Source organism: Thiomicrospira sp. (genome assembly GCF_014859555.1).
In the GTDB taxonomy this organism is placed as follows: domain Bacteria; phylum Pseudomonadota; class Gammaproteobacteria; order Thiomicrospirales; family Thiomicrospiraceae; genus Thiomicrospira.
Genome location: NZ_JACUTY010000018.1, coordinates 1 through 13,408, shown reverse-complemented (window position 1 = coordinate 13,408; position 13,408 = coordinate 1). Strand labels below are relative to the sequence as shown.

The window sequence follows — 13,408 nt, the reverse complement described above, 5'->3', positions numbered from 1 at the left end:
TTGTTTTTAATTAATTTTAGCTTGGTTATTCTATATTAACGTAATGTCTTTTCCCAGATGACATGATTATGTCCGTTTTTTGCCGCATTTAATAAGTCTAATAACGGTTGTGCGCGATGCGCTAAACTCACTGAATCATCATCCCAATCCTCACCCGATTGCGCGGATGGGTTGGTCACGGCATCACTTAACTTTTTTAAAGCCGGCTCAATTTCGTCTTCGGTTAATGCACCCGGCACACTACCACTGTGCCCCATTAAACCAATTAATTTTAATGCGACATGATCAAACATGCTGACGTCTGCGTGATTTTTAGTTTGAAAATGAATCATTTTGCGCTCCTATTAATCTTATATTCAGTATGCCATAACTGGCATTCATCAAATAGCCTTATTCGTCTGGTTGATTAAATTCTAGATAGGGTTATGATTAATATTGAAGTTTTCATTCGAATTCCAATCTGGAGGTCACCATGAAGTTCAATCAAGCCATTTTAGTTATTGGCAATTTAAGCCATCTTACCGCTTACCGTGTTATTCAAACACCGGCCATGGATCGCCAAGAAACAAGCCAAATAAGCCATACCCGACACCAAGGCACACCAAAAATCAACACTCAAATGCAACTGATTAAAGAATTTGACTACAACGAAGCTCGCCAGAAAACCAGCGATTTAGTCAGTGACCAAGCCGGTAACTTCAATAACGCGAGTGGCGAAAATCACAACCTAGAAACCGAAATGGCGAAACGCGGCCTTAATAAAATTGGCGATGATATCAAAGAGCTGATTAATACTGAGTCGCCTGAAAGCTGGTATTTAGCTTTTCCCAAGCAAACCCATCAACAGTTAGTCGCTTTATTGCCAGCCCAAACACAAACCAACTTAAAAAAGTCCTTACCACTTGACCTAATCAAAACCGACAAAGCAAAACTGCTTTCTCATTTTGAATAACACCTTTAAATTTTAAGCAATTGAATTATTGAAAAATGAATTGACGTTAACATCGCAAGGAAGCGTTTATACATTCGGGCACCTCGATTAACCCCCAATGAATTCTGGCAACGCCAAGTTTGTCAGATCAAGGCGAGAACGTGAAGGAATGTCTAGACCTTGCAAACGTTCACAACGCAGAACTGGCGAACTTGGCTAAGCCCCTTCGGGCGGGGGTTAATCGAGGTGCCCATTCTAAACAATAATGTCAACAGAGCTTAAAAGTCAGCTACTACTAAAACTCCGGCATAATCCGCTTCATAAACCCATCAAACAAGGGCACAGTAAAAGCCGTATCACCATGAGATGGGCTATAGATCATCCCTTTGAGAATCAGCCTTGCTCGAATGGGTGCTACGGTTGATGCGCCTTTCCCCAGTAGCTCAGAAATATCACTGGAACGATGTAGCCCTTCGCCAAGTTCGGCCATCGCGCGCATATAGCGTTTTTCAGCAGGAGTTAAACGATCAAACCGAACTCTAAAAAAACTGTCATCCAATTCTGATAACGCCACATCCGTTGCATTTAATGCATCCTTTTTTTGGATAGGTGAAGACTCGGCTAAATCCCAAACATGTTTCCCCCACTCCTGAATAAAATAGGGATAGCCTTTTGTTTGAGCAATAATTTCGTCAATCGCGTCATCCGTAATTTGGGTAGATTCATGCTCCAGCGGAATTTGAATGGCTTGCTTTGCGGATTCGTTATCAAGTGCATCAATGGATACGAACTCAAACAGGCGTTCTGCGTAGGATTTGGCTTTACCCATTTGACCAAGCAACTGAGGCAGACCCGCTCCAACCAAGGTAATCGGCAATTGCTTTTGACTCGCACGGTGCAACGCTGTGATCAAGGCAGATAATTGTTCCTCTGGAACATATTGCAATTCATCAATAACCAACACAATCGGCTTTTTATGATGTTTGGCGGATTCTCCAACAGTCACAATCAAGTCGGTTAGGTCGCTTTCAAAGTCACCACTATCTGCCAAACCTTCTTCAAAATCAAAGTCGATGTTGACTTCAACATCATCAAAGCGAACTTTCGCTGCTTTAATAAAACCGGCCAATGCACTCTTCGCTTGACTAAGAGACGCTACCATCACAGCCTTGGCTTGATTGAGCTTACTCATCTTAATTAAAGCCGTACGTAATGCCGGACCCAACATTGCCGGCAAAGATCGATCTTCTGGCGCTTCAATCACCACAGACAGATAACCCTCTGCCTCAGCTAGATCAGTGAGTTTATGCAGTAATACTGTTTTACCGACTCCACGCAGACCATACAACACCACGCTTCGTGCTGCACGACCTGCTGCAATACGATGCAATGAAATCGTAGCGCGCTCAATAATATCGTCACGACCTGCTAATTCCGGTGGTGGTGTTCCTGCGCCTGGCGCAAAGGGATTGTAACGTGGATCCATAAAACTCACCTTTAACAAAATATACATTAGTTAACAAATTTTGTTAATTGTATTCAATTTAGGTATAAATTTATACTCTATTATTAAATTAATGAATTAAACCTACTGAAAATATTGATGGGACTGTGATTTCATAGGCTTTATCTAACTTGCCGCCTTTAACAATCTGGCGTTTACCCACCCCTAAACGCACCCTGCTCTCGTCAACTCGCTTTAACCAGTCATGATTATAATAATGAGCAAGAAATAGATAGAGTCGGTTTGTTTTGACTGCGTGACTTCGCTCTAGGATTGACTGCACTTTTCGAGGACTCAAATTGACTAAGCCTTCAAACAAATGTGCGGCATGCTCGAATGATATTTGATTAGGCACCAGCTCAAGTAATTCAAATCCAGCCAATTCTGGGCGACTTGCTTTTACTTTAACCCCGTTAACATCAACATCTATAAAATCAGCATCGGAAACATTATCGAATGCGTTATATTGCACAAAGCTTAACGCTGGTTGCTTTGGGTCTAAGTCTGGAGATTCGAGTTGAGAAAAATGCTTTAACCACAAAGGAAGCTTTGCCTTTGATTCAGTCGATAACCAAACTTCTTTCTCGTTAAATGTAAGGTAGTGAGCACGACCTTGATAGGTTAAGCTGGAGAGCCCCGCCAAGCTGATTGAAACGTCCGTTTGTTGCGATACAGCGGCTAGCGCATCAAACCAACTAGCAAGCTTACCAGGTCTTACATAGACGCCAGAACTCACTCGATTCAACCAACCACTTTCAACATACTTGTTTGCAAGTTGCCTACTTATGCCTTGTTCAGTCAGCCAAGACTGAAGCACAAAAGCGCCCGGCGTAACTATCTTTAAAAGATCATTTAATTTTGAAGACATTTGACAACCAATAGTTTACGTTTTTATAGAATATTAAACTATATTCAAGCACCTTTCAAAAAAGTCAGCCTGCCAATGCATATACAAAATCCGACCAAGACTGCATCATTTGCTTGCGCTGCTCGATGTATTGCGCCTTGTTATAAACACCCCTCACCCCTGAAATCACATGACTCAATTGCAGCTCAATTGCATCGCTGTTAAATTCTTTTTCATGCAACAAGGTGCTTGCTGTATGTCTCATGCCATGTGGACTGATCTCGGTAACACCGTTTCTTGTTAGCGCATTACTCAAACTATCGCGTGAAATTGGTTTGCCCGTGCCATACGGTGAATGGAATACAAAGGAACTGTGAGCCGTGAGCGGTTGAAGCTCTTCCAAAATACCAATCGCTTGATCACTGAGTGGAATCAGGAACTCTCGCCTTTTTTTCATCTCTTCGGCTTCAATCGTAATCATTCGTTGTTCAAAATCGACTTGTGACCACTTTAGCCCTGCAACGTAAGTCGTTGAATTTTAGCAATAAAAAAGCCCGTATAAGACGGGCTTTTTTTAAAGATATGGTGGCTACACCGGCTTCCTAACTTTATCTCTAAACCCCCTATTTTAAAGGGTTTCTGCATATCAATTTCTTCAAGCACGTATTAAATCACGTAAAAAATAGAAGCGCAACTGTGCACATTCACTAACCATTTTGTACCTCATGTTTGAATCCCAGTTTGAGACCCGAACATGAGACCCCGACATAACCCAAATCAATACTTCATTAAGTCCTGATTTGAAACGGCTGGGTAGCGAACAAAAAGCTGAGAAAGTTGAATGTCCCAACTTTCGCCCAGTGCAATTTGGCTCAAAAAATACTCTAAAATAATTGACAAGCTTTCAAAGCTTTCAGGTGCGGTGAAATGAATATCTTTTCGCTTGTAATGGCTCGGTTTTACTCGAATTGGTGCGTAAAGAATTTGGCTATGGTGTGCGGCATGATTTCTTAACACGGTTAAGGCATGCAGCCAAGAACGAAACACTTCTGGCTGGTCAATTTTAAACTTCATTGCAATAGCCTTGCGATCATTTGACTGATTTAACACTGAATAGGTTTTTGACCAAAAACCAAATGACACGATTTCACTTATCGCCCAGCTAGGGGGGAGATCAGGAGATTCATAGTGCTTGAAATAATGACTTACAAATTGACGATTGTGAGCCTTAGACGTATCTTGCGTTAGTGTTTTAACCAACTTTTCATGTGACCATTCTCGTGTCTCATTAAAAATTGAGGGATTCAAAAACCAGTGCGCACCATGCTTTAAGCTTAAAACATTCGACATACTCGTTCTTACAGCAACCTCAATACGGTCAATCGCACCAATCACTAACAACCTTAACTCACGATCAAACTCATAATATTGGCGCAGTGTGTCGAAGCTTAACTCGTCAGTTAGCTGTTTTGTTTGTGAATCAATTCTATGGTGAAGATAGCCTTTGAGACGATAAGGACCTACAAATCGAAAGTATCGTAAAGCTAGCTCATATTCCGCCTCAGCAACAACCAATCCCTGCTGAATATATTTTTCGAGCAGTTTCTCAGGTGTTAGCGCAGGCTTGATAAAGGTAGTACGAGGGGTCATGATCTCTTTTCGATAAATGCTGGATACAAAAAACCCGCCTTTTGCACTTCTGACTTAACAGATCCCTGACCGAAGGCAGGAAGTGTGGCGGGTATGTTGACTATAATTCTAGTGACGATATAGATATTAGTCAACCTGTTTTAAAGGGTTTCTGCATATCAATTTCGTCAAGCACCAAAAAACGGAAACGTTGAATGTTCACTTAAAGTTTTGCACTTCATGTATGAATCCAGACTGTAGAGCGATAATAAGTAAACCAAGTCAAAAGTTTGACCTAAACAAGCATTTCAATGGCTTCAATAAAAAACCACCAATTAAAGGCGGTTTTTTTATCTACAATGACCCTGTCATTTATAAATGAACTGGACTGTCAAACCTTTACCATCTGGCATTTTTTGAGTCTTACCCATCGCTTTTGCTTTTCTAATTGCTGTATCCGTCAGATTCATTGTCTTGGGTGCCCTGATTTATTGGCTTAGAACACTAAAAGTGGGGTAGAAATTATTCCAGCAGGGGGTAAAAATCAATTTACCCCACTTTTCACCCCACTCCATTTTGCAATTTAGTGGTAATAAGTGCAACACCATGAAACAGGGAATTAGATAGGAGTGGCGCTAAACCGTTGATTTTAGGCACAAAAAACCCGCATGAAGCGGGTTGATTTTAATGTTTGGTGGCTACACCGGGATTCGAACCTGGGACCCCATCATTATGAGTGATGTGCTCTAACCAACTGAGCTATGTAGCCAAAAGATGCGCGTATTATAAGGAAGTTTTGGATTTTGTCAAAACTTTTATGCAGGGCTGATGGCTTTTGCCACCACCAGGCCTGGTGGTTGCAGATGTTATACGTTAAAACGGAAATGCATGACGTCGCCATCTTGCACGATATATTCTTTGCCTTCTAGGCGTAACTTACCGGCTTCTTTTGCACCTTGCTCGCCGTTGTATTTAACAAAGTCTTCATAGGCGGTGACTTCGGCACGGATAAAGCCTTTCTCGAAATCGGTATGAATCACTCCTGCCGCCTGAGGGGCGGTAGCGCCGACTTTGACTGTCCAGGCGCGTACTTCTTTCACACCGGCGGTAAAGTAGGTCTGTAGGCCTAATAGACTGTAGCCAGCACGGATTACGCGGTTAAGACCAGGCTCTTCTAAGCCCATACCCTGTAAGAAATCCATTTTGTCTTCGTCATCCAACTCGGCAATTTCGGATTCAATCGCAGCACAAACTGGCACGACTACCGCACCCTGCTCTTCCGCTATCTTGCAAACCGCGTCCAAAAATGGGTTATTTTCGAATCCATCTTCGTTAACGTTGGCGATATACATCATGGGCTTGATGGTTAACAAGTGCAGGTCGTAAAGTTCAGCTTGCTCGTCTTTAGTTAAATCGACATTACGAACCAATTTTCCTTCGGCAATTTCGGCGGAAACTTTTTCTAGTACGGCTAAACGCGCGGCGGCTTCTTTATTGCCGCTTTTGGCAATACGCTGGACTTTCTGAATGGCTTTATCAATCGATTCCATATCGGCTAACACCAATTCGGTATTGATAATATCAATATCCGATAATGGGTCAACTTTGCCCGCAACATGCACGATGTCATCATTTTCAAAACAACGCACGACTTGGGTAATCGCGTCGGTTTCACGGATAGTTGCGAGGAATTTATTGCCTAAGCCTTCACCTTTTGAAGCGCCTTCTACCAGGCCTGCAATATCCACAAACTCCATCGTGGCCGATAAAACACGTTCGGGTTTGACAATTTCAGCCAATTTATCTTGACGCGCGTCCGGCACGGGTACGATGCCAACATTCGGTTCGATAGTACAAAATGGGTAGTTAGCCGCATCAATACCGGCGTTGGTTAAGGCATTAAATAAAGTGGATTTGCCCACGTTTGGTAAACCCACAATTCCGCATTTAATTCCCATCGAACACTCCTTAAAATTAGTTAACTGCGCGTATGAAGTTGATTCATCGCTTTGGCAAAATCACCCGCTAAAATATCGGCTAGCACGCGCGTGGCGTCATAAATGGCGTCATCTATTTTTTGACGTTCGATCTTAGACGGGGATTTCAATACATAATTGACCACTTGATGGCGATCTCCTGGGTGGTCAATGCCTAACCGCAAACGCTGAAAACCGGGACTACCTAATGCGGCAATCGTGTCACGCAGTCCATTGTGACCACCATGACCACCGCCGGTTTTGAGCTTTGCAACCCCGACTGGCAAGTCGAGCTCATCATGCGCGACCAACACTTGCTCTGGCGACAGACGATAAAAGTTGGCTAGGGCTTGAATAGACTGACCCGAACGATTCATAAAAGTCATAGGTTTAAGCAACCAGGCCTGGTGGCCATTCAAATCAATCTTAGCTACTTGACCTAGAAATTTGGTTTCTGGACGAAACACCGAATTTTGTTGACGGGCTATTTCCTCCACAAACCAAAAACCAGCGTTATGTCGGGTCTGGTCATATTGCTCGCCTGGATTTCCCAGACCGACAATGAGTTGAACAGAGGACATAAACGCTGGTTCCTGAAGGTTAGGTTTGTAAAAACCTAAATATTAAGCTTTAGTTCTAACTTTACCGATACCGACAACGGCTTGGTCATAGTCTGTATTGCCGTGCAACAAGGCCATAACTTCAACGCCTTTTGGCAATTTAAGGTCAGACAAACGAAGGTTAGCGCCGGCTTCCATGGTAGACACATCAATTTCGATGGCTTTTGGAAGGTCTTTAGCGGTACAACGAATTTCAACCGTTTTCTGGAAGAAAGTCATCAAACCACCTAGCTTAACGCCCGGTGCTTTTGCCGCGCCAGTAAACTTGATAGGAATGCGCTTAGTAACAAGCGTCTTATCGGTTACACGCTGCAAGTCCAAGTGCATAACATCAGCACGAGCCGGGTGTCTTTGCATATCTTTAATGATGACTTTTTCTTTGCTACCGCCTTTTACATCAACCGTAAATACAGTGTTGTAAATATCAATATCGACTAGGGCTTTTTTTACAAAGTTACCTTGAAAGGTGACCGACACGGCCTCTTTATCTGAACCGTAAATAATAGCCGGTACTTTGCCCGCATGACGAAGGCGGCGGCTCGCACCTTTCCCCTCAGTCGAGCGAACTTCTGCTGTCCATACTTCACTCATAGTGATTACTCCGTTAACAGGGTTTAAAACCCAATTCAATAAGCCTTTACCCGCGACCAGATAAAGGAAAGCGTGCATTATACTGATTTCACAGCTATTTTCCAATCTAAATTAACAAACAAAAAAGCCGAGTAAGTGCCAGGCCTGGTGCTTACTCGGCTTTCGAACCATTTAATTAACCACCGATTTAGATTTCAGGCATTAACGCGGTCACCGATTCTTCATTATTTACGCGACGAATCGTTTCACCTAACATTGAGGCAATTGATACCTGGCGAATTTTATCACAAGCCATAGCTTCGGCGGATTGTGGAATTGTATCGGTCACGACCAATTCTTTAAGCATCGACTTACGAATATTTTCAACCGCCGGACCCGACAGTACCGCATGCGTTGCATACGCGGTCACACTCTTGGCACCATTTTCCATTAAGGCCGCTGCGGCTTTGCATAACGTGCCCGCCGTATCCACCATGTCATCTACCACGATACAATCACGGCCTTTTACTTCACCGATAACATGCATAACTTGTGACACATTGGCTTTTGGACGACGTTTGTCAATAATCGCCAAATCAGCATTTAAGGCTTTCGCCACAGCACGTGCACGCACCACACCACCAACATCCGGTGACACAACAGTTGCATTGCTGACATCTAACTCTTTCAGCATATCTTCAACCAACACAGGCGAGGCGTAGATGTTATCAACTGGAATATCAAAGAACCCTTGAATCTGATCCGAGTGCAAGTCCACCGTAATCACGCGATCAGCACCGGCTAAGGTAATCATATCGGCGGCTAGGCGAGCCGTAATCGGCACTCGAGCCGAATGTGGGCGACGATCTTGACGAGCAAACCCGTAATAAGGCACAACGGCCGTAATACGTTTAGCGGAGGCTCGCTTAAGCGCATCAATCATTACCAGCATTTCCATCAAGTTGACGGCGGGTTCAGGTGTGCAAGTCGGTTGTAGGACATAAACGTCTCGACCACGGACAGATTCAGTAATCTCGACCATGATTTCGCCATCACTAAAACGGCCTACATTTGCTTTACCAAGTGGTTGATCTAAATAGAGGGAGATGTTCTCTGCAAGAGTGACATTTGCATTTCCCGCAAATATCATGACACTTTTGTTAGCCATTAATGGCGGCTCCTGTCGAGGATAAACTGAATTTGGGGAATAAGGGTGAGATGGCTGGGCCGGAAGGATTCGAACCTTCGCATGACGGGATCAAAACCCGCTGCCTTACCGCTTGGCTACGGCCCAAAAGATCTCTGTCGTAAGACAGGTGCGTATTATCCATTGATTGGCGAAAAGATCAAGTAAAAGTTGACGTTTTTTTGAATTTTTATACGTGGCTTATTCATAAATCATCACCTTAGTATGCAACTTAATCGAATGGGGTAATCCGCTCGTCTGAATTAAGCTTAACTATACAATGAGCCTAGCTCTACGACAAGCTTTAAAAATCAATTACTTAGTTTTTAACTGTTTCATCAAGTCGGGCAAAATCGGATTATCCGGGAATTGCTTATGGTGTTTTTCCCATAGGGTTTGTGCTTGATTATATTTTTTTAACGCCCACTTAATTTTGATCATGTGTATTAACACTTCATCATTTTGATTGAGTGACCAGGCCTGCTCAATATATTTTTCGGCTTCGGTATAACGTTGCTCTTTATAAGCCAACCAAGCCAAGCTGTCGATAATATGATAGCTATTGGGTGCGAGCTCTAGGGCGCGATTTAATAAGCGTGCGGCTTCGTCCAGTTGTCGATTTTGCTCCACATAATAAAACCCAAGTGCATTCAACGCATCTGGCTCATCAGGATGGTCTTTTAACACCTCTTTTATAATCTGCTCGTACTCATCGTAGGCACCCAGTTCGTATAACGCCATTGCCAACGAATAACTCAATGTGAGTCGCTCAATCGACAATTCTAAAGCCAACCGATATTGATCGGCCGCACTCGCCCATTCGCCCGATTGCCCATAAAAGATACCACGCGCACGGAGTATTTTGACCTGTTCCTGATCATCGGATGGTTGCAACTGATCCAGATACTGCAAAGCCGCATCCAGGCTTCGAGTTTCAAATAGAATTTGTGAAATCAGTAGGTTAGCATCCAACTGGTAATTTGGATGGACAACGCGTTCCAAATGAGAACGTGCCTGTACATAGTCACCCTGATTTTTCGCTACCACACCCAGATAGTAATGACTAACATCCTGATAACCTTCAATTTTTAACAGCGTTTCTAACTGTTGTTTTGCCACCGCTAAATCGCCTTGCTCTAGCTCTAGCAAAGCCAAGGATAATTTTGAGGTATAGGCATTTGGATTCGCTTCGACAATGCGTGCATAACGTTGTTTGGCTTGATTATAAAGTGAGGCCTTGGCTTCTAAACGTGCATAACGTTCCTGCATCATCCAGTCTTTAGGATGGGACTTAACGTAACTTGCCAATTTAGTTAAGCCACGTTTAAATAAATCATTTTCGACATATAAGTTGGCCAACGCATAATAAACTTCTGCGGGGGCTTGGTGTTGATCAACGACTTCCTCAAGCACCTCCACGGCTAAGTCTACCCGGCCATATTGATCGGCGGCATAACCATAGGAATAACCCGCCGCCCACTCGTTAGGGTAAAGTTGGTAGAGGGCTTTAAAAAAAGCCACGCCAGTTTCGGGCGGTGTCGACTGCACAACTTGAGCGGCAGAATTTCTTAGATCATCTTCTAAACTTAGATCGGAACGCTTACGATAGGCATGCCAAAACTCTAACGCGTCATTTAACTCACCTTGGCGTAACGCCATAATGTAACCCACACGCCAAGGTGTCGGGTCTTGCGGGTTCATTTCACGCCAAAGACGTGCGCTTTTATCAATACCCTCTGCATAGAACGCACTCATCGCCAATTGAAACGCACGCTCAGCTAAAGCAGGATCACGCGTATTTTTGGCAGAGGCATAAATTAAGTTATAAGCACTAATAAGATCACCCTTCTGCGCAAGCATTTCCCCCATCATAATTTCAAACATGGTGGCGGGATCAAGCTTGGTTTTCGGTGTCTTATTGACAGTTGAATTTGCAGAATCAGCCTGACTGACTGGCGTCGACTTGGTCTGTAACTGTCCGCAACCCATTAAACTTAATACACAAACCCCTAAAAAAACACGCCCGATTAATTTCACTAGATCACCTCAGCCAAATCGCCGTTTTTCTCTAGCCAAGCTTTGCGATCAGGCGCGCGCTTTTTAGCCAACATCATGTCCATCATCGGATAAGCATGTTCGGCTTCTAGAGTTAATTGCACAAGACGACGTGTTTCTGGCGACATAGTGGTTTCTCTTAATTGAATCGGGTTCATTTCACCCAAACCTTTAAAGCGTGTGACTTGGACTTTGCCTGCTAGTTTTTCGGCTTGAATACGATCCAATACACCTTGGCGTTCAGCCTCGTCCAGCGCGTAAAATACGTTTTTACCGACATCAATACGATACAAAGGCGGCATCGCCACATACACATGGCCGTTCTCAACCAGAGTTGGGAAGTGGCGTACAAACAAGGCACAAATTAAAGTAGCAATGTGCGCGCCATCCGAGTCGGCATCGGCCAAAATACAAATTTTTCCGTAACGTAAACTCGATAAATCTTCGGAAGCTGGATCCACCCCAATAGCTACGCTAATATCATGCACTTCTTGCGAGGCTAAGATTTGATTGGAGTCGATTTCCCAAGTGTTTAGAATTTTGCCTCTTAACGGCATAATGGCTTGAAAACGTTTGTTACGCGCTTGTTTTGCGGAGCCTCCGGCCGAATCCCCCTCCACCAAAAACAACTCGGTTAAACTCAAATCGGTTTCGGTACAATCGGCTAATTTGCCCGGCAAGGCGGGACCAGAAGTGATTTTTTTACGCAAGACTTGGCGGGCTTTTTTATTACGGGTTTGCGCATTATTAATCGCCAATTCGGCAATTTTTTCGGCAATTCCGGTATGCTGGTTTAGCCACAAACTCAAGGCATCCTTCACCACGCCCGAAATAAACGGCACGCATTCACGTGAAGACAACCGTTCTTTTGTTTGCCCCGCAAATTGCGGGTCGCGAAGTTTAGCCGACAACACAAACGCGACATTCTGCCACACGTCATCCGGCGACAATTTGACCCCACGAGGGATCAAATTGCGAAACTCACAAAACTCGCGTACCGCATCGGTGATGCCTTGGCGCAGCCCGTTTACGTGTGTACCACCTTGCGGTGTAGGGATAAGGTTTACATAACTTTCGTTGAGCGCTTCATGCGGTTCTTCTAACCAGGCAATCGCCCAAGATGCGGCTTCGTTATCCGAGGACTGAGTGCCCACAAAACCTTCTAGTGGCAAACGCTCCAAGCCTTCTAAAGATTGATTTAAATAATCTCTTAAACCGTCTTCATAATGCCAACTGGTTTGCTCTCCACTGACTTCATCTAAAAAATTAACCGTTAAACCGGGACATAAAACGGCTTTGGCTCTTAATAAGTGTTTAAGGCGACTTAATGCATATTTAGGTGTATCAAAAAACGAAGCGTCCGGCCAAAAACGCAATCGTGTACCACTGGTTTTTTTGGCAACTTTGCCAGTTACTTTTAACGGTTCAACCAACACACCGTGTTCGAACGCAATCGCATATTGCTCACCATTGCGTTTAATTTCGACTTCAACACGTTTGGATAACGCATTTACAACCGACACCCCCACACCGTGTAAACCACCGGAAAATTGATAGGCTTTATTGGAGAATTTACCACCGGAGTGCAAACGCGTTAATATAACTTCGACACCCGACACCCCTTCTTCTGGGTGAATATCGACCGGCATGCCGCGGCCATTATCTTCGACGCTCACCGAGCCATCGGCATAGTGTGTAATATTAATTTCGGAAGCATGGCCAGCTAAGGCTTCATCGACGCTGTTATCGATAACTTCTTGGGCTAAATGATTGGGGCGAGTGGTATCGGTGTACATACCAGGGCGTTTACGGACAGGGTCCAGTCCTGTTAAAACTTCAATTTCTGCCGAATTGTACGCTTGACTCACAAACTCTCCTTTAACTCAACCAACCACCAGGCCTGGTGATCCATTTATGCGTTTTTTTACAAACGGGCACCTCGATTAACCCCTGATTCATTCTGGCAACGCCAAGTTTTTCAGATCAAGGCGTGAACCTGAAGGAATGTCTAGACCTTGCAAAGGTTCACAACGCCGAGCTGAGAAACTTGGCTAAGCCCCTGCGGGCGGGGCTTAAAGGTCACTTCTTCG

The 13,408-nt window shown here is 44.0% G+C and carries 11 protein-coding genes, 2 tRNA genes and 1 pseudogene; 1 reads left to right on the top strand and 13 read right to left on the bottom strand.

Going from position 1 to position 13,408, the window contains the following annotated elements; genetic code table 11:
• Positions 1 to 35 precede the first annotated feature (35 nt).
• Positions 36 to 332, bottom strand: coding sequence for a DUF1840 domain-containing protein (locus IBX48_RS04785; protein WP_296831319.1), 297 nt, complete (start codon positions 330 to 332; stop codon positions 36 to 38).
• 140 nt (positions 333 to 472) lie between these two features.
• Between IBX48_RS04785 and IBX48_RS04780 the strand changes: the two genes are divergently transcribed.
• Positions 473 to 952 carry a host attachment protein gene (locus tag IBX48_RS04780; protein ID WP_296831317.1) on the top strand — a complete coding sequence of 160 codons (480 nt, stop codon included), beginning with the start codon at positions 473 to 475 and terminating at the stop codon, positions 950 to 952.
• Positions 953 to 1,226: 274 nt separating this feature from the next.
• On the opposite strand, the gene IBX48_RS04775 is transcribed toward IBX48_RS04780, so the two are convergent.
• The 12 genes and pseudogenes from IBX48_RS04775 to parE all read right to left on the bottom strand — a co-directional run bounded on the left by IBX48_RS04775 (position 1,227) and on the right by parE (position 13,186).
• Entirely contained in the window at positions 1,227 to 2,417 is a 1,191-nt protein-coding gene (locus IBX48_RS04775; protein ID WP_296831315.1) for an AAA family ATPase, read from the bottom strand.
• An 88-nt stretch (positions 2,418 to 2,505) separates the two neighbouring features.
• The gene (locus IBX48_RS04770) at positions 2,506 to 3,303 is read right to left on the bottom strand and encodes a type IV toxin-antitoxin system AbiEi family antitoxin (RefSeq protein ID WP_296831313.1); all 798 of its coding nucleotides are present in this window, start codon (positions 3,301 to 3,303) and stop codon (positions 2,506 to 2,508) included.
• A 64-nt stretch (positions 3,304 to 3,367) separates the two neighbouring features.
• Positions 3,368 to 3,790, bottom strand: a pseudogene (locus IBX48_RS04765) (site-specific integrase); the annotation flags it as partial.
• 269 nt (positions 3,791 to 4,059) lie between these two features.
• On the bottom strand, positions 4,060 to 4,932 hold the full coding sequence (locus tag IBX48_RS04760; RefSeq protein ID WP_296831311.1) for an Abi family protein: 873 nt from the start codon (positions 4,930 to 4,932) through the stop codon (positions 4,060 to 4,062).
• Between the two features lie 671 nt (positions 4,933 to 5,603).
• Positions 5,604 to 5,680 (bottom strand) — tRNA-Met (locus tag IBX48_RS04755).
• Positions 5,681 to 5,777: 97 nt separating this feature from the next.
• A complete protein-coding gene (gene ychF, locus IBX48_RS04750) occupies positions 5,778 to 6,869 on the bottom strand; it encodes a redox-regulated ATPase YchF (protein ID WP_296831309.1) in 1,092 nt (363 codons plus the stop codon).
• A gap of 20 nt (positions 6,870 to 6,889) precedes the next feature.
• The gene (gene pth / locus IBX48_RS04745; RefSeq protein ID WP_296831307.1) at positions 6,890 to 7,468 is read right to left on the bottom strand and encodes an aminoacyl-tRNA hydrolase; all 579 of its coding nucleotides are present in this window, start codon (positions 7,466 to 7,468) and stop codon (positions 6,890 to 6,892) included.
• A gap of 42 nt (positions 7,469 to 7,510) precedes the next feature.
• Positions 7,511 to 8,098 carry a 50S ribosomal protein L25/general stress protein Ctc gene (locus tag IBX48_RS04740; protein ID WP_296831305.1) on the bottom strand — a complete coding sequence of 196 codons (588 nt, stop codon included), beginning with the start codon at positions 8,096 to 8,098 and terminating at the stop codon, positions 7,511 to 7,513.
• Between the two features lie 187 nt (positions 8,099 to 8,285).
• The gene (locus IBX48_RS04735; RefSeq protein WP_296831303.1) at positions 8,286 to 9,245 is read right to left on the bottom strand and encodes a ribose-phosphate pyrophosphokinase; all 960 of its coding nucleotides are present in this window, start codon (positions 9,243 to 9,245) and stop codon (positions 8,286 to 8,288) included.
• A 51-nt stretch (positions 9,246 to 9,296) separates the two neighbouring features.
• A tRNA-Gln gene (locus IBX48_RS04730) sits at positions 9,297 to 9,371 on the bottom strand.
• 207 nt (positions 9,372 to 9,578) lie between these two features.
• A complete protein-coding gene (locus IBX48_RS04725; protein ID WP_296831301.1) occupies positions 9,579 to 11,300 on the bottom strand; it encodes a tetratricopeptide repeat protein in 1,722 nt (573 codons plus the stop codon).
• Positions 11,300 to 13,186, bottom strand: coding sequence for a DNA topoisomerase IV subunit B (parE, locus tag IBX48_RS04720; RefSeq protein WP_296831300.1), 1,887 nt, complete (start codon positions 13,184 to 13,186; stop codon positions 11,300 to 11,302). The genes IBX48_RS04725 and parE overlap by 1 nt, the downstream gene beginning before the upstream one ends.
• Between the last annotated feature and the right edge of the window lie 222 nt (positions 13,187 to 13,408).